Source organism: Microterricola viridarii (assembly GCF_001542775.1).
GTDB lineage: Bacteria > Actinomycetota > Actinomycetes > Actinomycetales > Microbacteriaceae > Microterricola > Microterricola viridarii_A.
This window is the reverse complement of sequence record NZ_CP014145.1, coordinates 992588-1014160: the sequence shown is the minus strand read 5'-3', so window position 1 is coordinate 1014160 and position 21573 is coordinate 992588. Positions and strand designations below refer to the sequence as shown.

Here is a 21573-nt window from a genome sequence, read left to right as displayed (position 1 = left end):
GCCATTCTCTCGGTGCGTGTGCTGGCCGATACCAAGGACGCCCGCAAGGGGCTCGAGGACACCTCGAGCGGGGTTGAGAAGTTCCAGAAGAAGCTGGACGGCCTCACCCCCGCCGCCGGTATCGCCCTGGGGGCATCGGCCTGCTGGCCAAGAAAGCATCTGACGCGGCATCCGAGCTGCAGCAGAACGGCGGCGCGGCGGAATCCGTGTTCAAGGGCTACGCGAAGGAGGTAAACGGGTACGCCCGCGACGCCGCCAAGAACGTTGGCATGGCGAAGTCCGACTACCTCGGCATGGCCTCGACCCTCGGCGCGCAGCTCAAGAATATGGGCATCCCAATGGAGAGCGTGGCCAAGCAGACCGACGACCTTGTCGGGCTCGGTGCTGACCTCGCGGCGACGTTCGGCGGCACCACCGCCGACGCCGTGGGGGCACTCGGTTCGCTGCTACGCGGAGAGTCCAACCCGATCGAGCGCTACGGTGTGTCGATCAACGCGGCGGCCATCAAGGCGCGCATGGCCGCCGATGGTCTCGGCGACCTCAGCGGCGAAGCTGAGACAGCCGCCAAGACGCAGACCATTCTCAAGATTCTGGCCGAGCAGACCGCCGACAGCGTGGGCCAGTTCGGGCGCGAGGCAGACACCGCCGCCGGGCGCACCCAGATCGCCGACGCCAAGTGGGGCGACGCCGCCGCGACCCTCGGTGAGGTGCTGCTGCCCATCATCGTGCTGGCGGGCACCGCCCTCGGCGACATGGCCGGGTGGATGAGCGAGAACAGCACCACCGCCACCATTCTTATCGGCATCGTGGCCGGGCTCGCCGCTGGCGTGCTCGTGCTGAACGGGGCCGCCAGAACCTACCTCGCCGCGCAGGCGCTGCTCAATAGCGCGTTCGCCGTGGGCACCGTGGCCAAGGTCAAAGACCTCGCCGCCACCGTGGCTCTCAAAGCCATGTACGCCGTCGACATGGTTAAGGCCCTCGGCTGGTTCCTCGTGCAGAAGGGCCTCGAGCTGACCGCGTGGGGCGCCAGCCTGATCGCCAAGGGCAAAGACCTCGCCATCAGCCTGCTGCTGAACGCCATGTATGGGGTTGATATGGTCAAGGCCCTCGGCCTGTTCCTGCTGCAGAAGGGCCTCGAGCTGGCCGCCTGGACTGCAGGCACCGCGGCTAAGGTCAAGGACACCGCTGCCAACGTATTGAGCAAGACCGCGATCGTGGCGGGCACCGTGGCCATGGGCGTGGCAACCGCCGCCCAGTGGGCATGGAATGTCGCCATGACGGCCAACCCCATCGGCCTGATTATTGCCGCCATCGTGGCGCTTATCGCCGTAATCGTGCTGATCGTGGTCAACTTCAAGACCATCAGCCGGGTGGCCGGTGAGGTCTGGCAGAACGTAATCAACTGGGTCAAGGCCGCCATTCAGTGGCTCGGCCTCGGCCCCACGGTCAAGGCCATCGGTGACTGGTTCCAGTGGCTCGGGGCCTCGGCCGCCGGGGTGTGGAACTGGATTATCGGCGGCATCAAGAATGTGGCGTCATGGCTGACGAACGGAATCGTCAACACGCTCAGTGCGGTGGGCTCGTGGTTCAACTGGCTCGGCGCGACCGCCGCCGGAGTCTGGTCGTGGGTGACGAGCGGCATTGACGGCATCATCGGGGCACTCTCCACGGCCATCGATTGGGTGCGCTCATTCGCCAGCTCGATCGCCGATGGCGTGGGCGGCTGGATCTCGAACATTTTCGGGTGGGGCGGCGCTGACCTCACCATGTCTGTGATGCACGCGGCGCTCGGCGTCGACGCATCCGGCGGCCCGGACGGCACAGGCGGATGGCCCACATGGGCCGCCAGCTCGAGCAGCTCGACTACCTCGAGCGCCACCACGATCGACGTCAAGGTGTCGGGCACCGATCAGCCCACCAAGACCGCATCCAAGATTGTCGAAGCTCTTGACGAGTATTTCCGCCGCAATGGCCAGCTTCCTGCCGGAGGTGTGTCGTGGCAACCGTGAGAGAGCTTCAGCGCCCCCGAGTGCTGATCGACGGGGCCGAGGTGCCCTCGAGCTGGACGGGCCATGACCGGGTGGGCCTCGAGGCGCTGGCCATCAAGTGGGGCCGCGCCAAGCTCTACGACAAGCCCAAGCCGTCGATTCTGACCATGACTGTTATCGACCCGGTGGGCCGGTGGGCGGCGAGCATTGCCGCAGCGGCCCCGGAGATTATCGTGCACACCTCGAGCGACGTCGGCCTACCCGAGCCCGTGCAGCTCGTGCACTTCCGAGGCGTAGTCGAATCCGTCACCATCGAGCCCGTCACGCTGCAGCACCCCACCGATGGCACCCCCATGGCCGTGTGGCGCGCCGAGATTACCGCTGTCGACCCGCTCGCCGCCCTCGCCGGGGCGCGCCCTGCAGGCCCCTACTGGGACACTGCTGCAGGCGCGTTCGGCGTCTGGGGCAACGCCAACATGACGGTTCGGTTCGACCACCTCCGCGCCGCCGGAATGCTCGCCCTCGCCCCGAACGTCTGGCAGCCGCCGGGCGACCTCGTGATGGGCGGGCACAGCTCGGGCACGAGCCTGCTCGACCTGCTCGACGCCGCCTATTCGACGGTGGCCCCGTTCGCACGGGCGCAGTACGACCCGAACGACGCCACCGCCGGGCTCGACATGCACGGCCTGCCCGCTGGCATGGTTCGCCCTGGGGGGCTCGCAGCCACCGCCGGGCTGCGCCTCGAGCTACACCTCGAGGAATGGCAGATGGGCACCGAGAACATCAATTCGACCGTGATCGACGCCGGGCTCGTGGAGATGCCTGCGAGCCAGACCGTGCAGGCCGGGGCCGCCGAGTCGATCGACATTGTGCGCCACGTCTACAAGAACCTCGCCACCGATGCGCCCGCCGATGGCTTTGCCCGCTCGGTTTCGGCATCCAAGGCAGTGGCCGGACGTGCGAGCAAGACCGAGCGCACGCTCGAGTATTCGACCGACCTAATGCACGGCATCGGCGGGGCTGCCCCGGCGGTGGCGCTGCTGGCTGATCTGGCGACGCTGGTAGGCCAAATGAATGGGCGTATGACCCCGCCCACCGTTCGGCTCTCAGAGCGCCGCCTGCGCCCTGCAGCCCCCACATTCGACGCCCAGCTGGGCGCGTATTGGGCGGCCCTGTTCGTGCCTGCCACCGCGCCCCGCGCGTACTACTTCCCGGGCAACCGCTACGCCCGCCTCGGCACGATGCCCGCCGGATACCAAATCATCGGCGGCGAAATCGTGTTCGGCCCGAACGGTTGGCACGTCGACGCCGACCTCGCCCCAGCCCGCTTCACGAGCGTGCCGATCAAGGTGGGCGAGCTGGTTGTCGCGTGGAGTGGCCCCGTGCTGCCTTACAACCGTTTTGACCCCACCATTCGGCTCGCCGATTTCCAGTACATCACCAAGCACTAAGGACACCACCATGGGCAAGCTCAAAACGCCGATTTACGGCATTACCTACCCCGATGGCGATGCGCCGATGTTCGAGCTGCCTGCCGACCTCGCCACCCTCGCCCAGACCATCGAGGACGCGCTTTCTATGGCCGCCGTACCCCCGCGGCTGGCCATCAGCAACGTGGGCTCGACCGTCGCAAGTATCCCGATCGCCCCGGCTGCAGCGCTCGAGCTGCCCAACATTCGCATTGCGTTCAAGCTGAACGCGCCCACGAAAATGGCGTTCGGGTGGGGCGGCATGCTCAAGGCCTCCGCCGCCGCATCGACGGGCGTAAACGTGAATCTCCTGCTCGATGGCGTGCTCATCCAGAGCTATTGGGTGCAGTGCCCTGGTACCGACTTTCAGACGTGGAATCGGCGCGCCGCTAACCGGGTAGTTCCTGCAGGCGATCACACTCTGACGCTCTCGGTTCAGTCCGGCGCGGGCACCACTACTCACCGCGTCGAGGGGTTTTATGTCGAGGGGTTCGCGGTTATCTAATGCCCACCCGTCTGCGCCCGTTCCCGGCCCGCCGTATCAGCTCCCCATACGGGTGGCGCTGCAGGCCGGGCAGCACCACCAAGAGCTTTCACCTCGGCACCGATTACCAAGTTCCCGGCGGCACCGCCGTGCGCGCCTGCGAGGCGGGCACCGTGTCCGATGTGCGCTACGACGCCGCCAGCGGGCACACGATCACGATCTTGCACGCGGGGGGCTGGTCGACCAAGTACCACCACCTGCGCCATGAGGCATCCGTGGCCGTGGGCCAGCCCGTCGACGCCGGGCAGGTCATTGGCTATGTGGGCCACACCGGCACCGCCGCTCACGGCGACCACCTGCACTTAGAAGCGTGGCGGAATGGCCGCCATGCCGATCCTGAAACCTATTTTGAGGAAGTAGATACACCATGACCACCCGACAGAGTTTCATTCTCACCGCGCAGCTCACCCTCGGCGCGCCCTCGCCGCTGAACACCTGCGTGAGTCAGGGCGTGGCCGCGTGGGCGGCTGCAGCCGGTCTGCCCTACCCTGACCGCGCATTCAGTGCGGAGGACGTGGCCGCAGCGCTCGGCACCAACTACGGCGGCCCGAAGCGCACCACCGCGCACGTCACCGCGATCGCCACCGCTGCCCGCCTCGGCCTCGACGGCTACCGCTGGATCGCCGCAGCGGATGCCCGCCCCGGCGACTGGCTCGTGTGGCCGGACTACGACCACATCACCGTCCTGTTTGACGGCCCCGAGCACGCGCTGCGCTCGATCGGGGCGGGCGGCCCCACCGGGATCGTCAACTACCAACCCCAGGGCGGCGGCGGCAACCCCGCCAGCTACTTCCTCGGCGCGATCCGGCCCCCGTTCGCCGCCGACCCGGCCCCGGCCCCGGCCCCCACCGAGCTGCCCCGCACGAGCACCGAGGAGGATGGCCAGCCCGGTTCCGTCTTCTACGCCCGCCTGCAGCTCTGGGGCGCGCTGTACGGCGGCTATGAGGGGCCGATCGACGGCGACATGGGGGCCAACTCGTGGGCCGCTGTGCAGGTCAACCTCGCCCGCGAATCGGGCTACACCGGCCCGCTGGACGGCGCACCCGGTGCCAACACCTACAAGGCCATGCAGCGGTGGGCGGCCCGCTACGGCTACACCGGCCCCGTCGACGGCGACCTCGGCCCGAACAGCTACCGGGCGATCGCCCGCGCGCTGAACACCCTGTGACATGGATTCTGCAATCACGATCATCGTGGCCTTGATCGCCGTATCCGGCGGGTGGGCTGCAGCCCGGTTCGGGCGTGTGTCGCGTTTAGAGAAGCGCATCACGCAGCTCGAGGCGCGCGAACGCCGCATGTGGGTGTACTGCCGGACGCTCATTGACCACGGCTACCGCCACGGCGACGGAACGCCCATGCCGCCGCCCCCTGAAGACCTGTACGGAGAGGACACCACCCCATGAGCCACGCAGCCCCAGACAAGACCGCCCCCGATCTGCTCGGCCTGACCGGGCGGCGCGTGCTCTACGCGCTCTCGATCCTCGGCGCGGTGGCCGCCCCATTCGTGGCGGTGGGTGCCCCGGAGTGGGCCCCCGCCGTCGTGACTGCCACGGGCGTGCTCACCGTGGCTGCAGGCGGCGCGGCGCTGGCCAACCCCTCGAGAGTGCCGCGCACCTCGAGGCGAGCCAAGTAGAGGAAACATACAACGCGATCGCGAAGCCGGCTGCCGAGCTCGCGCCGCCGGCGCCAGGTCGTTAATGGGACACCTACAACGAAATGCGCGCCCCGTGCATCGAAACCACAAGGCCGCTCGGATCACTCCGAGCGGCCTTGTAGGTTTCCCATTAAACGTCAGGTGTAGGGATCGGGCTAGCCCTGCTCGAGGCACGCCTTTGCCTCGGTCACGCCATCCTCTCTCACGTCAAGTTTCTCGCCGTTGATCTCGCTAGGCCATTGGGTGAACTGCTGCGCCAAGCCGTCGACAGCGAGAACGGTAGTCGCGCCGTCCTCGAGCGAGCCAACCGCCCACGCGCCGACTTGGTTGTCGTTTCCGGGCACCTCGAACTCCATGGCCACGATGTACGCGTCATCGAAAGACGCCGACGCGACCGCACCCCCAGCCACGGGGGTGAGGGCATCACCGCTAGAGCCCAGCGCGATGCGCTCGAGCAGATCGGCGGGCACCGTCTGGCATTCGCGCCCGTCACCACCGGATGCGGAGCAACCGGCGAGCGAGGCGGCGAGCAGGACGGCCGAGGCGGCGGAGAGCATGAATCTATTCACGCAATCGACCATATCGGTTTGGTGCCCCCGGCCGGACTCGAACCGGCAACCTACGGATTAGAAGGCCGTTGCTCTATCCATTGAGCTACAGGGGCAACCGCACAAGGCTACTACGCCGCACGCCTGCGCCCCGAACTCGTCGGCACTTTGACCAGCGGCAGCACGTTCTGCGCTTCCTCCAGCAGGCGCTCTGAAACGAGCTGATAGGCCGCGATCGACTGCAAGTCACTGTGCCTGAGCAGGGCCGCCGCCGTTGTCGTGGGTACGCCGCCCTCGAGCAGCGCCGTGCCCTGCCAGACGCGCAGTTGGTGCGGGCGGTGGCCGACGATGCCCGCGCGCTTGAGCGCCTTGCTCAGCACGTTAGACACGTTCTTGCGCCCAACGTGCCCCGCGTTCGTGGGCGAGGGGAAGAACACGCCCGCCCGAGGGTACTTCTGGATCTCATCCCAGACGAGCGGGTGAATGGGCCGCCAGACCTCGCGCCCGCCCTTGCCGTCTTTGGACAGAATCCGCTTGCGCCGCCAGTCGACTGTTTCGCCCGCGACGGCGGCTATCTCGACGCAGCGGAAGCCCTGATAGGCGTAGAGCAGCACATAGAGCCGCGTCTTTCCGTAGATGCCGGAGTGCAGCAGTTGCTCGATGTCGGCGGTGCGCAGCGGGTTGGGGTCTTGCTTGGGTACCCGGACGCGCGGCAGCCGCGCGCCGGGGTTGTCTGCCCGGAATCCCTCGTCTTGCATCCACGTGAAGAAGGTGTGAAAGAACGACTTGTAATTCTGCTTGGTCTTGGCCGCGAGGGGGCGGCCCAGATCGCCAATCAGGTCGTGCCGGGTGATCGTGTCCAGGGTGCGCTCAGTGCGTGCCAGCAGCGCTCGAACGAGTATCTCGCGCTCTCGGATCGTCGCGGCAGAGCAGCCTTGCGCGGCTTGATATTGGGCGTAGTAGCGGATGTAGTCAGCGTCGATCATGGTTCCCTCGGTACGTCAGTTGCGAGAAACACAAAGAAAGCCGGTCGCGTCAAGACGACGCGACCGGCAGAGTGCCCCCGGGTTCAGCGTACAAAACGCCGCCGGGGCCGATTGGGTGCTAGGCAGCCGCCCCGATGCTCTGCAGGCGCATCACGCGCACCGGGCGCGAAACTGCGGCCATGTAATCTCTTGGTCGCAGGTTCGAATCCTGCCGGGGGCACCCCTCCCACCGCCTACTCGCGGTGCTTCTCATCTCTTGGTCGCAGGTTCGAATCCTGCCGGGGGCACCCCTCGTTCGAAATAGCGCCGGGCACCCCTCCCACCGCCTACTCGCGGTGCTTCTCATCTCTTGGTCGCAGGTTCGAATCCTGCCGGGGGCACTGGGCCATTTGCTGCGGTCAGGGACAATGGAGGCGTGAAACTTCTTGTTGCCGCCCTTGAGGCCGAACTGTCCGCATTCCCCGCCGAGCTCCCCGGCTTCGACCGGCTGGTGACGGGGCCGGGCAAGCTTCAGGCGACGTTCGCGCTCACCCGAGCACTGGACGCCGGTGACTACGACGAGATTCTCGTGGTCGGCACCGCTGGCGCCATCAACCCGCTTCTCTCGGCATCCGTCTACGACGTGGATGCCGCGATCCAGCACGACGTCACCGATGTCGATGGCATCGTCGGGCAGCACGTCTCGCTGCCGACGAGGGTCGAGACCGGCCGCGAGGGCATAACGATCGCGACCGGCGACCACTTCGTCGACGATGAGGAGGCCGTGCGCGTCATCCTCCCGCTCGGCGCGGGGCTGGTCGACATGGAGACCTACGCCTACATCTGGGTCGCCGCACAGTTCGGCGTGCCGATCCGTGTGTTGAAGTCGGTGTCTGACCGCGCCCAGGACGGCGCCATCACGGATTGGCGTGCCACCGTGGCCGCGTGCAGCGCGCAGCTGCGCGAGACGGTGCGCGCCGAGTACGGGGTCTAACCGGCGCACGCAGAACGGAAGGGTGCCCACTCCGCTAATCCGAGCGCCGCTCGGGTTTGACACGCCCGACCCGGTGCCGGATGCTGGACACGCTGTTCCGCCACCAGAGCCTTGTCACGATGGAGTGCCATGAAGTCCGTTCGACGCCCGGTAGTTGCACTCTCGACCATGCTGACGCTGGTTCTGATCCAGGCGGTTGCCGACCCGACCGGGTTGCTCGCCCTCGTCGGCTGGTCGGGCGCGATCCCGTCGTTCGATGCAGGCCTGTGGTCGTTCGCGCCGTATCTGGTGTTCCTGCCGGTGCTGCTCGTGGCACTCTGGTGGGTCTCGGCGCGGGCGGGTGAGTGGTTCTGGACCCTCACGGCCGGCATCGTGCTCGCCGTGCTGCTGGCGCAGTCCGCAACCGCCTTCGTCATGACCTGGGACCTCGCCGCAGCCGGCTCTGCGGCCAGTTTCGTGGCGGGCAAGGCTATCCCGGCGGCGCTCATCGTTGCCGCACTCACCCGGTGGCTCGGCGGACCGGTCTCGCGCCGACGCCTCGAGCCCGGCCCGGTGTGGCCGCCCGCTGTGCTGTTCGCCGGGCTCGCCCCGCTGCTGGCCGGACTGTGGTGGACGGGTGCGGCGTATGCGCCCGGCATCCCCGCCGCGCGGCCGGACCGCGGCCTGCTCTCCGTGGTCATCGCACTGGCGCTCATCGCCGGGGCGACGGCGCTCAGCCTGCGCTGGATGCGCTCGCGCGTGCCCGGCGTGCTGGGCGGCTGGCTCGCCGCTCTGCTGGCTGGCGGCCTGGTCGGCCTGGTGCAGGCCGTCATTGGATTCGCCGTCGACGGCGGCCTGAGCGGTGACATGTGGCCGTTGATGGTCGCCTACATCGCGGTCGCCGACGGCCTCGCCTTCGGCGCCTGCGTCGGCTGGATCGTCGGTATCGGCGCCGTCGTCACCGACCGGGTGGCCGAGGGCCGCGCCGCCCGGGCGCCGCAGGTGGCCGTCGCCGCCGTCGCGGCGTTCGCACTGGTCGCAACACTGGTTCTGCCGGGCGGCAACTCGGCCTCCGCCGAGGCGGCACCGCCTGCGGGAATGCTGCGTGCCTCGGCATCCGTCATCACAGACGGCAACGGCAACCAGGTACTGCTGCGCGGGGTGAATGTGAACAACCTCGTCGATTTCTACCAGCCGCGACCCGACGTGCCGGCGACCACACCGCTCTCCGAGGCCGACTTCGCCGGGATGGCGGGTTATGGCTTCAACGTCGCACGGCTGAACATCTCGTGGTCGGCGCTCGAGCCGGAGCGCGGCACCCTCGACCCCGCCTACCTGGCCCAGATCGGCGATGCCGTCGGGTGGGCGAAGAAGTACGGCATCTACACGGTGATCGACATGCACCAGGACGGCTGGTGGAACGGACCGACCGAGGAGGGCACCACGTGCCGACCGGGCACCGAGACGATGTGGGGCTACGACGGGGCACCGGAGTGGGCGACGATCACCGACGGCGCGCCGCGCTGCCAGTTCACCGGCCGCGACATCTCCCCCGCCGGCAACCGCGCGTTCCAGAACTTCTACTTCGACACCAACGGGGTGCAGACCGCCCTCGCCGAGACGTGGGGCAAGCTCGCCGCCACCTTCGCCGACGAGCCGATGGTCGCCGGCTTCGACCTGCTCAACGAGCCCGGCTTCGGTGAGACCGCGCCGGTGACGACCTCACACCAGCTCGCCTCGTTTTACGGCCAGGCGATCGATCGGATCCGCGCAGCGGGCGCCGAGCAGATCATGTTCGTCGAACCCAGCATCTTCTGGTCGGGGCTCGGCTTCGACACGGGGCCGACGCCCGGCTTCACCGACGACCGCAACATCGTCTTCTCGCCGCACCTGTACGCCGAGTCGATCACGATGGACCGCAGCCTCGGCATCCCCGCGATCGTCAGCCTGGAGCGCCAGTTCACGCTGGGCCAGCGCGTGGCCGCCGACCTCGGCGCCCCGCTCTGGTCGGGTGAGTACGGCTATTGGGGCGAGGACGACGACGTTCTCGCCCGTCTGGTGCGCTACGCGGATGCCGAGGACGCCCACATGCTCGGCAGCGCCTACTGGGTGTGGAAGCAGGCCTGCGGCGACCCACAGAACGGAATCCAGCCCGTCGGCAACGCGCTCATGATGCAGAACTGCGACGGAAGCGGCGAGCTGCCGCCGAAGACGGAGCTCCTCGACATCCTGAGCCGCGCCTACCCGCAGGCGGCACCCGGCGTGCTCACCGCGCTCGAGGCTGACGGGGCGCGCCTGCAGCTGTCCGGCAACACCACGGAGCGCAGCTGCGGACTCCGGCTGTGGGTGCCCGGCTCTGCGAAACCCGCGGTCGATGTCACGGGCGTGACCGAGCTCGAGATCACCTCGGTGCCGGGCGGGTGGAGCGTGACCGGCTGCGCCGACGGCGACTACACCGTGTCCACCCGGTAGCCGCGGCCGCCGGGCGTGCCCGTGACGCCGGGGCTCGGGTCCGGAGTTCGCGTGGGGGCCGCTCAGGTGCCCGTTTCCGGGCCCGCGCGATGATCAGCACGCCCAGGATGACGACGACACCGCCGAGCAGTTCGGCGGGCACCGGCAGCTCGCCGAGCCACAGCCAGGAGATCAGCACGGCGACCGGCGGCACGAGGTAGAGCAGCGACGTCGAGATGGCCACCGGCATCCGCGCGACCGCGTACGCCCACAACACGAAGCCGAGCGCAGAGGGCAACAACCCGAGGTAGGCCGCGGCCAGCCAGGGCCCGGCACCCGCCCCGAGCATGGTGCCCAGATCGAACGGCACGAGCGGCAACGTCATGACGGTGCCGGCGACCATGGCGTAGCAGGCGACCTCGAGGCTCGTGTAGCGCTGCAACAGCGGCCGCTGCAGCGGGTGGTAGATGCCCTGCACCACCATGGCCGCCACGACGATCCACACGGATGCCGACAGTGAGACGCCCGCCCGGGCCAGGCAGACGAAGGCGACCCCGCCCAGCGCGATCGCACTGCCAAGGATTGTCGCGGGCGAGATCCTCTCGGCGAACAGCACTCTGGCCACCCCCACCGAGACGAGGGGCGCCGCCGCGACGATGATGCTCGCCGTGCCGGCCGGCACGTGCAGCTCGCCCCAGTTGAGCAGTAGCTGGTACGCGGCCATCCCGAAGAATCCGCAGGCCGTGATCCAGCCGAGGTCGCGGGCGCGCGGCAGGCGGGCCTTCGCGAGCACGGCGACCAGCAGCAGAGCGAGCGTGGCGATCAGCAGCCTGGCGAACGACAAGCCGACGACGCCCAGGCCGGGTGCCGCCACCCGGATGGCGGGGAACGCGCTCGACCAGAGCAGGACGACGACGAGGCCCGCAGCGAGCGGGCGGTTGAACTTCAGGAGGTTGACCGTCACAAGGCCATGCTGGCAAACTGAACAGTGCAGCACAATTGATTTGTTCTGACACATTGCATCAGCAATGCTTATGAAAGCCTGCTCCGGAAAGGCACCACCGTGATCGATGTCCGCAAGCTCCGGATGCTCGCCGCGCTTGAACGGCTGGGCACGATCACGGCCGTTGCCGAGGAGCTGAGCCTCACCGCCCCGGCGTGTCGATGCAGTTGAGCGCACTCGAGCGTGAACTCGGCATGCAGCTGACCGAACGGCAGGGCCGCCGGGTCGCGCTGACCGCCGCCGGCCGCGCCCTCGCAGCGCACGGGCACGACATCCTCGACCGGATCACGCTCGCCGAGCTCGAGCTGGATGCCCTGCGCAGCGGCACCGTCGGCCGCTACACCGTGAGTGCGTTCCCCTCGGTCGCCCGCACCTTCCTCGCTGACGCCTGCCGACAGCTCATCGCCGACGGTGACGCGACCCTGGACCTCCGCATCCGCACGGACGAGCCGGATGAGGCGCTCGCCGGGCTGAGCACCGGGACTGTTGACCTTGCCGTCATCCACTCCTACTCGAACCTGCCCCGCGAACTCCCCCGCGGGATCGCGACGCACACCATCGGGCGCGAACCCGTCTGGCTGGCAGTGCGCCGGCCGCGGCATCCGGAGACTGCCGCGCCGTTGAACCGGCTGCAGGACTACGCGGAACAGCCGTGGATCGTACCGGCCGCCGGGTACGCCTGCTACGACATGGTCGAGCGTGCCTGCGGGCTCGCCGGCTTCCGACCGCGGGTCGTCGCCGAGTCGCTGGACTTCGGCGTGCAACTCGAGCTGGTGGCCGCAGGTATGGGAGTCGCACTCGTGCCCGACCTGACGGTTGACCACGTGCCGGAGGGGGTTGAACTGCTGAGACCGGCTACCGCCATTGAACGCACCATCGCACTCGCCGCTCGTGCCCCCTCGTTCGCGGAGCCCGGCATCCGTCGCCTCGCCTCCGTCATCGAAAGCGCCGCAGCGGACGTCCTCGCTGAACGCAGCCGATTGGCGCAGCGTTCAGGCGTACACGTCTAGAGTCGAAGACGACCTTTTCCCGCGGGCCTCTGGCCGCGCGCCCCGACTGCTGGAGCCCCCGCATGAGCCTGATCAGGCTGCACGATGTCGCTGTCCGTTTCGAGAACACCCAGATCCTGCGCGAGGCGTTCCTCCGGCTGGAGACGGGCGAGCGGATCGGCCTGATCGGCAAGAACGGCTCTGGTAAGTCCACCATCCTCAAGCTGGTCCTCGAGCAGGTGAGCCCGGATGTCGGCACCGTCACGCTCGAACAGGGCGTCAAGATCGGCTACTTCTCGCAGTTCTCCGAGCTCGACGGCGCGTCCACCATCCTTGAGGTGCTCGACGAGTTGTTCGCGCACGTCACCGAGATCGAAGCCGAGCTGGCCGAGATCGACGGCGCGATCGCCGCCGGGCCCGACGCCGACGAGCTGGATCGATTGATCCACCGCCAAGCCGAACTGTTCGAGCAGATGGACCACGTTGACGGCTGGGACTACAAGCGCCACATCGACACCGCGCTCACCACCCTCGGCTTCAACGAGGCGCACCGCACGAGCCCGATCGACCAGCTCTCCGGCGGCTGGCGCAACCGCGCCGCCCTGGCGAAGATCCTGCTGGAGCGCCCGGACGTGCTGCTGCTCGACGAGCCGACCAACTACCTCGACGTGGCCGGCGTGGAATGGCTGGAATCCTGGTTCCGCGACTTCCGCGGTGCCGCGATCATCGTCTCGCACGACCGCAAGTTCCTGGACTCGGTGGTCACCCGCATCGTCGAGCTGGAGAACTTCCACCTGCACGAGTACCCGGGCAACTTCGGCGAGTACGTCGTGCAGAAGCAGTTCCGGTTGAAGAACCTGGCCTCCCAGTTCCAGCACGAGTCCGAGCTGCTCGCCTTCGAGTCAGAGGGCATCGCCGACCGCCGCGAGGCCGCCAAGGCCAACAGCAAAGCACTCGGTAGGCAACTGGCATCCGTCAAGAAATCGCGCGCCCCGCGCCCCGTCGACGAGATCATCACCGAGATCTACCGTTCCCTGCACGTGAAAGACGTGCTCTGCCGGGTCGAGGGCATCGGCAAGTCCTACGGCGAGCGAACCCTGTTCGACGACCTCAGCTTCGAGATCCGCCGCGGCAACCGCTTCGTCGTGCTCGGCGCCAACGGCAGCGGCAAGTCAACCCTGCTCAAGGTGCTCACCGGTGAGGAGAAGCCGGATGCCGGAAGGGTGAACTGGGCGGGCGGCGTCAGCTTCGTCTCCTACAACCAGATGCTCGACGAACTCGACCCGGAGGACACCGTCAGCCACGCGGTGAACGCGCTGCCCGGCAGCCTCGCCTTTGCCGCGACCCGCAAGTCGGTCAACCGCTTCCTGGCCATGTTCCAGTTCTCCGAGGCCGACCTCAAGCAGAAGATCGGCGCGCTCTCCGGTGGCCAGCGGGCCCGCGTCGCGATGGCACAGTGCCTGCTCTCTGGCGCCTCCGTGCTGCTGCTGGATGAGCCGACGAACCACCTCGACATGTCGAGCACCCAGGTGATGGAGCGCGCACTCGTGCACTTCCCCGGCGCCATCGTCACGGTCAGCCACGACCGCTTCTTCAGCGACAAGATCGCCAACCGCTACCTCGTGTTCGGCGACTCCGCGGCCGCCCCTGCAGCTGTTGCGGTGCGCGCGGCGTAGCGCGCCGGCGCCCGCTCCCCCGTCGACTGAGGGAACGAGGAACGAGCGACCGAAGCCCGGTTTCCAACCAGGCCCCCAGGTCGTCCCCGCTGGTTGAGCCTGTCGAAACAGCTCCGCTGGTTGAGCTTGTCGAAACCCCACCAGGCCTCACGCTGTGTCGGGGCTTCGGTCGCTGGCGCTCCCTCCTGCCAACGTGCGACTCCGGCCCGTCCTGCATCGCCCGGCGCCCCTCTCCACGTCGGCTGAGGGAGCGAGGAACGAGCGAACGAAGCCCGGTTTCCAACCAGGCCCCCAGGTCGTCCCCGCTGGTTGAGCTTGTCGAACCTGTTCCGCTGGTTGAGCCTGTCGAAGCCCCGCCAGTCTCAGGCAGTGTCAGGGCTTCAGTCGCTGGCGCTCCTTCTAGCCAGCGGGAATCTCCGGTCCGTTGGTTGAGCCTGTCGAAACCTCGCTCAGTGTCCCTCTCCACGTCGGCTGAGGGAGCGAGGAACGAGCGACCGAAGCCCGGTTTCCAACCCGATCGGCCCATCCTTTCCGACGCTACCGCACCCCACCGACAGTGCGTGGAAAGTTATCCACATCAGGGATTTAATCCGTTCGACGCGCCCACTCTCTCGTAGAATTGTGGTATGCGAACAGCCAGCCAGGACCTCAGCAAAGAGGTCGCCGCCGCCCAAGCCGAACTGGCCGCGACCCTGGCTGATCTGGACGAGCGGATGCTGCGCGACGACGCCCTGCTCGAACTCACCGCGACCGTCGAGGCCGCCGGTCGCGTCGTCGACGCCCTCCGGCTGAAGACCGCCGGGGAGGTGGCGTTCCGCTCCCGCCGGGAGCTCGGCGAGGACCGCCTGTCAGCGCAGAAGGGCTGCCGCAACGGCGTCGAACTCCTCGCCCGCATCACCCTGGCATCCGAGCGCACGCTCACCCAGCGGATGCGAGTGGGCGAGGCCACGAGACCGCGCACCGCACTGACCGGAGACACCCTCCCGGCCGCATTCCCCGCAGCATCTGCAGCACTCCGGGCCGGCACGCTCGGCTACGACAGCGCCCTGGCCATCATCGACACCCTCGCCCCGATCCGGGCCCGGGTCGGCGACCTCAACCTGGAACGGGCCGAGCATGCCCTCGTCGCCGCAGCGACCGGCCCTACCGTCGAGTCCCCACTGCCGTTCGCCGCCGACGAGGTCCGCGGGCAGGCGCGTGTTTGGGAGAGCGTCCTCGACCCGGACGGCACCGAACCGGCCGAGGAGCGGGCGATGAACGCCCGCGGCATCAGCGCCGGCCTCACCCGGGACGGTCTGGTGCACCGCAAGATGGCGTTGCTGCCGGAGATCGACGCCAAGTTCGAGACGCTGTTGAACGCGTACCTGAACCCGCGCAGCAAACCCACCTTCACCGACCCCGACCCCGACGCCCCGAAAGACCCGCGCGCCACCGCGCAGGCCCGCCATGACGTCTTCGCCAGCCTGATCGATGGTGCCGCCCGCAGCGCCGATGCGCCGCGGATCGGTGGGGCTGCTCCGACGGTGCTGGTGTCGGTGCGGCAGGCCGACCTCGACCAGCGCTGCGGGTCCGGATTCATCGAGGGCTGCGACGCGGCCCTGTCGATGGCCGCGGTCGAGCAGCTCGTCTGCGCCGGCGGCCTCCAGCACGCGCTGATCGGCGACGACGGCCGGCTGGTCAGTTTGAGCACCACCGACCGGGTCTTCAACGCCCAGCAACGCCGAGCGATCACCCTCCGCGATGGCGGCTGCATCATCCCCGGCTGCACCATCCCGGCCGCCTGGTCGGAGATCCACCACGTCATCGCGCACCGCGACGGGGGCGAAACGGACGTCTGCAACGGGGTGCTGTTGTGCTGGTTCCATCACCGCACGATCGAGACCAGCGGTTGGCAGATCCTGATGATCGACGGCGTCCCTCACGTGAAACCGCCACCCTGGCTCAGAAACGGCCGCTCCGACGCGGACACCCCGTGGCGAAGATCCACGAAGTCCCGCACCCAGCTCGCCGACCTCCTCGAGAGACAACCGGTGCTGGTCGAGTAGGTCGCAGCACTGTATCGAGACCGAGGCACCCCCGCAGCCCGCATTGCCGCCCTGTCGGCGATGCCTCGGCGCGCGCTGCGCGGCATCCGGCGGCCGACGCATAGCCTTGGTGACATGGCAACATTTCGGGTGGGGCGATTCTTCGGCGTTCTGGTGGGCACGGTGGCAATCCTCGCCGCCGGCGTCTACGCACCCGCCACCCTGCTCGGGCCACTGCCCCCTGCCAGCGCCTCCCCCGTCAGTGAGCTTCCGGGCTCGACGGATTCCGCGGCGCCCGTGCTCGCTGCGGACGGCGCCAGCGCCGTCATCCTGGCCGGCGACACCGCGCCGTTCGCACTCGGCGGCAGCGCCGAAGCGCTCCCGATGGCGTCGATCACGAAGCTGGTGACAGCTCTCGTCGTGCTCGACTCGAAGCCGCTCGCCGCCGACCAGAGCGGCGAGACGCACACGATCGCCACGCCCGACTACCAGGACTACATCGACTACAGCGGGGGCGGCGCCCGCACCGTGGTGGTGTTCCCGAAGGAGCAGTGGACCCAGCGCGAGATGCTGCAGGCGTTGATCCTCGGCTCCAGCAACAACCACGCTGACACGCTGGCCCGCTGGGCCTATGGCAGTGTCGATGACTACCTCACCGCCGCGAACGCCTGGTTGGCCAAGAAGGGCCTCGACGGCATCACCGTCGCCGACACCACCGGTCTCTCCCCGGACAGCCGCGGCACTGCCGCTGACGTCACCCGCCTCGCTGCTCTGGCGCTGGCCGAGCCGGCGATCGCCGAGATCCTGGCGAACCCGCCGTCGGCGCTCGTCAACAACCGCGGCGTCAGCAACACCACTGCCTACCTGGCCGATGAGGGGGTGACGGGCATCTCGCGCAGCTACACCGACGAGGCGGGCGTCTGCCTGCTGTTCACGGCGACGGTCCCTCCCCAGAGGGCAGCGAGCCCGCCGGGGCGCTCAGCTTCTCGGCGGTGTTCCTCGGCTCGCCCGACTACGACACGCTCGAGGCCGACGTGCGTGCGCTGATCGCCAGCGCCGAGGGCGGCGCAGGAACCGTGCCTTTGATCGAGAAGGGCGCCAGCTACGGCGAGTTCACCACGCCCTGGGGCGCCACGGCATCCGCCGTCGCCATGACGGCGCAACAGCGTCGCGCCTGGGCGGCCCAGGATGCCAGCCTGCAGGTCGAGCTGGACGACTTGAGCACCGCCCCGCTCGGCACGATCGTCGGCAGCGTCAGCGTGAGCACACCGGCCGGCGAGCAGCGTTCACGGCTGCAGCTGGACCGCGCCATCGTCGACCCGGGGCCGGGCTGGCGCCTGATGAACCCGGTGCCGATGATCGGCGCACTGCTGGCGTCGATGAAGTAGCAGCGCGCTCATCCGGCCTCGAGCACGATCCCTGCTCGTTGCCTCGGCTGTTCGAGTTCCTCATAGCGTTCCCACTGCGCCTGCCACTCATCCCAGTGGGCGTCGAAGCCGCCGGCGTCGCGCTCGAGTGCCCGGCGCTTGCGCACTGCGTCGTCGGCGCTGATCCAGACCGTGACGGCAGCGTGCCGTGCCGCGTCGCCGACAAGCGAGCCACAGCCCTCGACGATCACCGGCCTGTCCGGCGCCACCGCGTGCCATTCGGCCTGAGCAAGACTCGCCCAGTCCCACCGCCGCCAGCCCGCCGAGTGGCCAGCCGTGCGGGCGTGCAGGAGACCGTTGAGCACCAGTTCCGCCCCGGCCGCGAGTCCACCCCAGCCGGGGTAGACGTCGTCGAGCCGCAGCAGCTGCGGCACCGCATCCGTCGGCCAGGCTGCCAGAAGCCGGTCGGCCAGCGTGCTCTTGCCGGCCCCGCTCGGGCCGTCGATCAGAACGACTGCGTTGCGCGGAGCGCGGGCGATGGCGGCCAGGATGGGGCCGATGTCCGGCTCAGCCGCCGGAACAGAGCCCGTCGGAACAGACCCAGCCGGCGCAGGCCCAGCCGGCACAGGCCCAGCGGGCGATCGGTCAGCTGAGGACAAAGTTCCAGCTCTCGGTTGCGACGGCCACGCCGACCGCGGCGGCTGCGACTGCGCAGCCGAGCGCGACGGCAACCCATTCGGCACCGCCGAACTCAGACGGGCGGGCCCAGCTGCGCCGGGTGTGGCCGCCGAAACCGCGGGCCTCCATGGCGGTGGCCAGTTTGCTGCCGCGCCGGATTGAGAGCACCAGCAGGGCGAACGCCTGCCCGAGCAGGCGCCGCAGCAGGCCACGATCGGCCACCCCGCGGGCACGCCTGGCCAGCTGCAGGCTGCGCCAATCGTCGATGAACAGGCCGACCAGGCGCAGCGCGGCGAGGGCACCGAGCACGAACCGGCTGGGCAGCTTCGCCACCTGGGCCAACCCGTCGGCCAGCTCGGTGGGGTCGATCGTGACGAACAGCACGACGGCGGGCAGCGCGATGGCAAGCACGCGCATGCAAGTGGCGATGCCGATCGCAATGGAGCCCTCCGTCACGTGGATCAGCCAGAACTGCAGATACGTCTCCCCGGACGCCTGGCCATAGAGCACCATGCTGAAGCCGGTGAGCGGCGCGGCCAGCCAGACCGGCAGTGTGCGCGCGCTGAACACGACGCGGCCGAGGCCGCCGATGCTGAGCAGCAGGAGCTCGAGCAGCAGGGCGACGGTGGCCGACACCCAGTCGAGGGTGAGCACCAGAGCGAGGGTGATCGGGATGGTCGCGGCGATCTTGGCGACGGGATTCAGCCGACCGAGCGCGCTGCCGGTGGCCACCGGGGCGAGCACGCTCATCGAGGCACCACCTGTTCGGCAGCAGGAGCGAGTGCGTACTCCTCGTCGGCGAGGGCCCGCACGAAGGCGGCGTCGTGGGTGACCGCGACGATGGCGTGCCCCTCGTCGACGAGCCCGGCCAACAGGGCCAGCAGCTCGGCCCAGGTGCGGGCATCCTGGCCGAAGGTGGGCTCGTCCAGCACCAGCAGGCGCGGCCGGGCGGCCAGCACCGTGGCCACAGAGAGCCGGCGCTTCTCACCGCCGGAGAGGGTGAACGGGTTCGCGTCCACAAGGTGGCCGAGGCGCAACCGCTGCAGCAGCTCGTCGGTGACGGCGGCGGTCTCGCTGGCGCTCCGACCGAGGGCCTTCGGGCCGACGGCGAGCTCGTCGCGCACCCGGGCGGTCAGGAACTGGTGTTCAGGGTCCTGGAAGACGGTGCCGATGCGGCCGAGCAGCTGCCGGGACTTCCAGCGGATCGGCGAAGTTCCGGCACCCGCAGCGAGACCGTCGTGCGCGTGCAGTGTGCCGCCAGCAGGCGACAGCAATCCGGCCAGGGTGAGGGCGAGGGTCGATTTGCCCGCCCCATTCGGCCCGGTCAGGGCGAGGGCGCGGCCCGCCCGCAGCTCGAGGTCAATGCCGCTGGCGACCGGATGCCGTGGCACCCGCGCCACAGCCAGCTCGCGCGCCTGGAGCAGCGGCTCGGCGTGGGCGACGCGGTTCCGCTCCGGGATGGCGGGCGGGTGCCCCGGCACCCAGACGCCGGCCGCCGCGAGGACTGCCCCCTGCTCGTTGAGCACCTGCTGCGGTTCGCCGTCGGCCAACACGCCGCCGCCCGCAGCGAGAACGATGACACGGTCGACGAGAGGCAGCCAGACGTCGACCCGGTGCTCGACGACGACGAGAGTGGCAGCACGGTCCTGCAGCACGCGGGCGACCGCCTGCTGCACCTCCGCGACGCCGGCCGGGTCGAGATTCGCCGTCGGCTCGTCGAGCAGGAGCAGCCCGGGGCGCATCGCGAGCACGCCGGCCAGTGCCAGGCGCTGTTTCTGCCCGCCGGAGAGCGCTGAGGTGCTGCGCTCCAGCGGCACGTCCAGCCCCACGGCGTCCAGCGCCTCGCCGACGCGCCGCCAGATTTCTTCGCGCGGCAGCCCGAGGTTCTCACAGCCGAAGGCGACGTCGTCGCCGACCCGGGCGAGGATCACCTGCGAATCGGGGTCTTGCAGCACGAGCCCGCTGCGGCCGCGGGCGGAGGCAGCCGGCATCCCATCGATCAGCAGGGAGCCGCGGTGTTCGCCCTCCTCATCGCCACCGAGAACCCCGGCGAGGCCGTGCAACAGGGTCGACTTTCCGGCGCCGGACGCGCCGAGCAGCAGCACCCGCTCCCCCGGCTCGATCGTGAACTCCGCGTCGGCCACCGCCCACGAGCTGCGGCCGGCGTGCCGCCAGCCCCAGCCCTGTACGTCGACGCGCGCCGCACCCTGCTGCATTGCCATCACTCGTCCCGCTCCGTGCGCCTTACGCGGCGATCCGGGCCTGGCGGCCGGAGGCGAAGCGGCTGAGCGCGCCGGTGGCGGCCAGCCCGCGCACGGCGAACCAGGACAGCGCACCGGCGATGATGGCGCCGCCGATGAGTGCGGACACCGTGTAGATCACCGTGAACTCGGTAGCCGCGCCCGGGTACCAGAGCAGCAGGTCGTTGATCGCCATGCCGAGGCCGGCCGCCGCGCCCGCGAGGATAGCGACGGGCAGGTTCCAACGGCGGTAGAGGAAGAGCAGGAAGACGAGCTCGGCGCCGAGGCCCTGCACCAGGCCGGCCTCGATCGTGAGGAAACCGCCCCACTGAGTTCCGACGAGAGCGGAGACAACGGCCGCGAGAGTCGAGGTGTAGATGGCCGCGCCGGGCTTGCGGATGACGAGGCCACCGAGCACGCCGGCGAACAGCCAGACGGCGGCCAGCCCGGCCTGCACGCCGGGCAGCGCGGCCTTCAGCGGGGAGCTCACCGTCTCCCAGGCGAGGCCCCAGGCCCAGAAGACGACGCCGGCGGCGACGCCGAGCACACTGGCGACGACGATATCAACGACGCGCCAGCGGGCGATGCCCGCAAACGTGGTGCCGTGTGAAGAGGAGGTGTTCTGTGGTGCGAGTGTTGCATGCACTGTTCGTGCCCTTTCGTTGAGTGAAAAGAGGGCACGGGTATGAGATTGTTTGGCCTCCCTGCGCTGGCATGATCCAGATCAGGTTCGACGGTCGAAGCTTGATCAGCTTCCTCTCAGCCCGGCTCACCGGACTCCCGTGTTCGTCACCGAGTATAGCCCGACCTGGGGCGGCTGGCAGCGCCGGTAGCATCGAGGGCATGGGCATTCTGATTCTGCTGCCGCTGGCGGGGCTGATGCTCGTGCTGATCTGGCTGTCGCTGCGCCGGCGTCGCAGGCTCGCGGCCGGCCTGCCGGTGAGTGTGCCGCTCTCGGACAGGCTCCGACAGCTGCGGGCGCTCTGGCGCCGCCGCTAGCCAGC

General features: G+C 69.1%; 22 protein-coding genes, 1 tRNA gene and 1 riboswitch. Of the genes, 15 read left to right on the top strand and 8 right to left on the bottom strand.

Annotation, left to right across the window (positions count from 1 at the left end; all coding sequences use genetic code 11):
- Positions 1–269: 269 nt before the first annotated feature.
- Genes AWU67_RS04540 through AWU67_RS04510 form a run of 7 tightly spaced genes read left to right on the top strand, consistent with a single transcriptional unit; the run spans position 270 to position 5634 of the window.
- Positions 270–2009 carry a hypothetical protein gene (locus AWU67_RS04540; RefSeq protein WP_129586635.1) on the top strand — a complete coding sequence of 580 codons (1740 nt, stop codon included), beginning with the start codon at positions 270–272 and terminating at the stop codon, positions 2007–2009.
- Positions 1997–3439 (top strand): hypothetical protein, encoded by a 1443-nt coding sequence (locus tag AWU67_RS04535; protein WP_129586634.1) that lies wholly within the window; start codon positions 1997–1999, stop codon positions 3437–3439. Before AWU67_RS04540 ends, AWU67_RS04535 begins: the two co-directional genes overlap by 13 nt.
- A gap of 10 nt (positions 3440–3449) precedes the next feature.
- A complete protein-coding gene (locus tag AWU67_RS04530; RefSeq protein WP_067226929.1) occupies positions 3450–3962 on the top strand; it encodes a hypothetical protein in 513 nt (170 codons plus the stop codon).
- Complete coding sequence (locus tag AWU67_RS04525) at positions 3962–4372, top strand: M23 family metallopeptidase (RefSeq protein ID WP_067226928.1); 411 nt, start codon at positions 3962–3964, stop codon at positions 4370–4372. The genes AWU67_RS04530 and AWU67_RS04525 overlap by 1 nt, the downstream gene beginning before the upstream one ends.
- A complete protein-coding gene (locus AWU67_RS04520) occupies positions 4369–5169 on the top strand; it encodes a hypothetical protein (protein WP_067226927.1) in 801 nt (266 codons plus the stop codon). The genes AWU67_RS04525 and AWU67_RS04520 overlap by 4 nt, the downstream gene beginning before the upstream one ends.
- A gap of 1 nt (position 5170) precedes the next feature.
- On the top strand, positions 5171–5404 hold the full coding sequence (locus AWU67_RS04515) for a hypothetical protein (RefSeq protein ID WP_067226926.1): 234 nt from the start codon (positions 5171–5173) through the stop codon (positions 5402–5404).
- Positions 5401–5634: a hypothetical protein gene (locus AWU67_RS04510; RefSeq protein WP_067226925.1), complete on the top strand. Its 234-nt coding sequence runs from the start codon at positions 5401–5403 to the stop codon at positions 5632–5634. Before AWU67_RS04515 ends, AWU67_RS04510 begins: the two co-directional genes overlap by 4 nt.
- Before the next feature lie 176 nt (positions 5635–5810).
- Here AWU67_RS04510 and AWU67_RS04505 read toward each other — a convergent pair whose 3' ends face one another.
- The 3 genes from AWU67_RS04505 to AWU67_RS04495 all read right to left on the bottom strand — a co-directional run bounded on the left by AWU67_RS04505 (position 5811) and on the right by AWU67_RS04495 (position 7189).
- Positions 5811–6212, bottom strand: coding sequence for a hypothetical protein (locus tag AWU67_RS04505; RefSeq protein ID WP_067226924.1), 402 nt, complete (start codon positions 6210–6212; stop codon positions 5811–5813).
- Positions 6213–6243: 31 nt separating this feature from the next.
- Positions 6244–6319 (bottom strand) — tRNA-Arg (locus AWU67_RS04500).
- Between the two features lie 15 nt (positions 6320–6334).
- Positions 6335–7189, bottom strand: a complete 855-nt coding sequence (locus AWU67_RS04495) for a tyrosine-type recombinase/integrase (RefSeq protein WP_067226923.1) — start codon at positions 7187–7189, stop codon at positions 6335–6337.
- Between the two features lie 415 nt (positions 7190–7604).
- Between AWU67_RS04495 and AWU67_RS04490 the strand changes: the two genes are divergently transcribed.
- Together AWU67_RS04490 and AWU67_RS04485 are read left to right on the top strand one after the other, a co-directional pair.
- The gene (locus AWU67_RS04490) at positions 7605–8162 is read left to right on the top strand and encodes a nucleosidase (RefSeq protein WP_067226922.1); all 558 of its coding nucleotides are present in this window, start codon (positions 7605–7607) and stop codon (positions 8160–8162) included.
- 129 nt (positions 8163–8291) lie between these two features.
- The gene (locus AWU67_RS04485; RefSeq protein ID WP_082716778.1) at positions 8292–10613 is read left to right on the top strand and encodes a cellulase family glycosylhydrolase; all 2322 of its coding nucleotides are present in this window, start codon (positions 8292–8294) and stop codon (positions 10611–10613) included.
- Here the strand turns inward: AWU67_RS04485 and AWU67_RS04480 are convergent.
- Positions 10543–11556: a DMT family transporter gene (locus AWU67_RS04480; RefSeq protein ID WP_234407362.1), complete on the bottom strand. Its 1014-nt coding sequence runs from the start codon at positions 11554–11556 to the stop codon at positions 10543–10545. The two genes, AWU67_RS04485 and AWU67_RS04480, sit on opposite strands and share 71 nt — an antisense overlap.
- A gap of 200 nt (positions 11557–11756) precedes the next feature.
- Here AWU67_RS04480 and AWU67_RS04475 point away from each other — a divergent pair, with 200 nt between their 5' ends.
- The 5 genes from AWU67_RS04475 to AWU67_RS04455 all read left to right on the top strand — a co-directional run bounded on the left by AWU67_RS04475 (position 11757) and on the right by AWU67_RS04455 (position 17672).
- Positions 11757–12605: a LysR substrate-binding domain-containing protein gene (locus AWU67_RS04475; RefSeq protein ID WP_234407412.1), complete on the top strand. Its 849-nt coding sequence runs from the start codon at positions 11757–11759 to the stop codon at positions 12603–12605.
- Positions 12606–12667: 62 nt separating this feature from the next.
- Positions 12668–14260, top strand: coding sequence for an ABC-F family ATP-binding cassette domain-containing protein (locus AWU67_RS04470; protein WP_067226920.1), 1593 nt, complete (start codon positions 12668–12670; stop codon positions 14258–14260).
- Between the two features lie 626 nt (positions 14261–14886).
- Entirely contained in the window at positions 14887–16305 is a 1419-nt protein-coding gene (locus tag AWU67_RS04465; protein WP_067226919.1) for an HNH endonuclease signature motif containing protein, read from the top strand.
- A 114-nt stretch (positions 16306–16419) separates the two neighbouring features.
- On the top strand, positions 16420–17331 hold the full coding sequence (locus AWU67_RS04460; protein ID WP_160329718.1) for a hypothetical protein: 912 nt from the start codon (positions 16420–16422) through the stop codon (positions 17329–17331).
- Entirely contained in the window at positions 17277–17672 is a 396-nt protein-coding gene (locus AWU67_RS04455; protein ID WP_067226917.1) for a hypothetical protein, read from the top strand. The genes AWU67_RS04460 and AWU67_RS04455 overlap by 55 nt, the downstream gene beginning before the upstream one ends.
- Before the next feature lie 8 nt (positions 17673–17680).
- Here the strand turns inward: AWU67_RS04455 and AWU67_RS04450 are convergent, their stop codons facing one another.
- From AWU67_RS04450 to AWU67_RS04435, 4 genes are read right to left on the bottom strand one after another with little or no spacing between them, the layout of a single operon-like run.
- Positions 17681–18277 carry an AAA family ATPase gene (locus AWU67_RS04450; protein WP_160329717.1) on the bottom strand — a complete coding sequence of 199 codons (597 nt, stop codon included), beginning with the start codon at positions 18275–18277 and terminating at the stop codon, positions 17681–17683.
- Between the two features lie 19 nt (positions 18278–18296).
- A complete protein-coding gene (locus AWU67_RS04445; protein ID WP_067226916.1) occupies positions 18297–19079 on the bottom strand; it encodes an energy-coupling factor transporter transmembrane component T family protein in 783 nt (260 codons plus the stop codon).
- Positions 19076–20551, bottom strand: a complete 1476-nt coding sequence (locus AWU67_RS04440; RefSeq protein ID WP_425339194.1) for an ABC transporter ATP-binding protein — start codon at positions 20549–20551, stop codon at positions 19076–19078. Before AWU67_RS04440 ends, AWU67_RS04445 begins: the two co-directional genes overlap by 4 nt.
- Positions 20552–20573: 22 nt before the next feature.
- Positions 20574–21215, bottom strand: a complete 642-nt coding sequence (locus AWU67_RS04435) for an ECF transporter S component (protein ID WP_082716775.1) — start codon at positions 21213–21215, stop codon at positions 20574–20576.
- Positions 21216–21253: 38 nt separating this feature from the next.
- Positions 21254–21363, bottom strand: a riboswitch (TPP riboswitch).
- 49 nt (positions 21364–21412) lie between these two features.
- Between AWU67_RS04435 and AWU67_RS17300 the strand changes: the two genes are divergently transcribed.
- Entirely contained in the window at positions 21413–21568 is a 156-nt protein-coding gene (locus AWU67_RS17300; RefSeq protein ID WP_160329716.1) for a hypothetical protein, read from the top strand.
- Positions 21569–21573: the final 5 nt, after the last annotated feature.

Coding starts and splice junctions, on each gene's coding strand:
- AWU67_RS04540 (WP_129586635.1), top strand. CDS start 270: ATGGCGAAGTCCGACTACCTCGGCATGGCCTCGACCCTCGGCGCGCAG.
- AWU67_RS04530 (WP_067226929.1), top strand. CDS start 3,450: ATGGGCAAGCTCAAAACGCCGATTTACGGCATTACCTACCCCGATGGC.
- AWU67_RS04525 (WP_067226928.1), top strand. CDS start 3,962: ATGCCCACCCGTCTGCGCCCGTTCCCGGCCCGCCGTATCAGCTCCCCA.
- AWU67_RS04520 (WP_067226927.1), top strand. CDS start 4,369: ATGACCACCCGACAGAGTTTCATTCTCACCGCGCAGCTCACCCTCGGC.
- AWU67_RS04515 (WP_067226926.1), top strand. CDS start 5,171: ATGGATTCTGCAATCACGATCATCGTGGCCTTGATCGCCGTATCCGGC.
- AWU67_RS04510 (WP_067226925.1), top strand. CDS start 5,401: ATGAGCCACGCAGCCCCAGACAAGACCGCCCCCGATCTGCTCGGCCTG.
- AWU67_RS04505 (WP_067226924.1), bottom strand. CDS start 6,212: ATGCTCTCCGCCGCCTCGGCCGTCCTGCTCGCCGCCTCGCTCGCCGGT.
- AWU67_RS04495 (WP_067226923.1), bottom strand. CDS start 7,189: ATGATCGACGCTGACTACATCCGCTACTACGCCCAATATCAAGCCGCG.
- AWU67_RS04485 (WP_082716778.1), top strand. CDS start 8,292: ATGAAGTCCGTTCGACGCCCGGTAGTTGCACTCTCGACCATGCTGACG.
- AWU67_RS04475 (WP_234407412.1), top strand. CDS start 11,757: ATGCAGTTGAGCGCACTCGAGCGTGAACTCGGCATGCAGCTGACCGAA.
- AWU67_RS04470 (WP_067226920.1), top strand. CDS start 12,668: ATGAGCCTGATCAGGCTGCACGATGTCGCTGTCCGTTTCGAGAACACC.
- AWU67_RS04465 (WP_067226919.1), top strand. CDS start 14,887: ATGCGAACAGCCAGCCAGGACCTCAGCAAAGAGGTCGCCGCCGCCCAA.
- AWU67_RS04460 (WP_160329718.1), top strand. CDS start 16,420: ATGGCAACATTTCGGGTGGGGCGATTCTTCGGCGTTCTGGTGGGCACG.
- AWU67_RS04445 (WP_067226916.1), bottom strand. CDS start 19,079: ATGAGCGTGCTCGCCCCGGTGGCCACCGGCAGCGCGCTCGGTCGGCTG.
- AWU67_RS04440 (WP_425339194.1), bottom strand. CDS start 20,551: ATGGCAATGCAGCAGGGTGCGGCGCGCGTCGACGTACAGGGCTGGGGC.
- AWU67_RS17300 (WP_160329716.1), top strand. CDS start 21,413: ATGGGCATTCTGATTCTGCTGCCGCTGGCGGGGCTGATGCTCGTGCTG.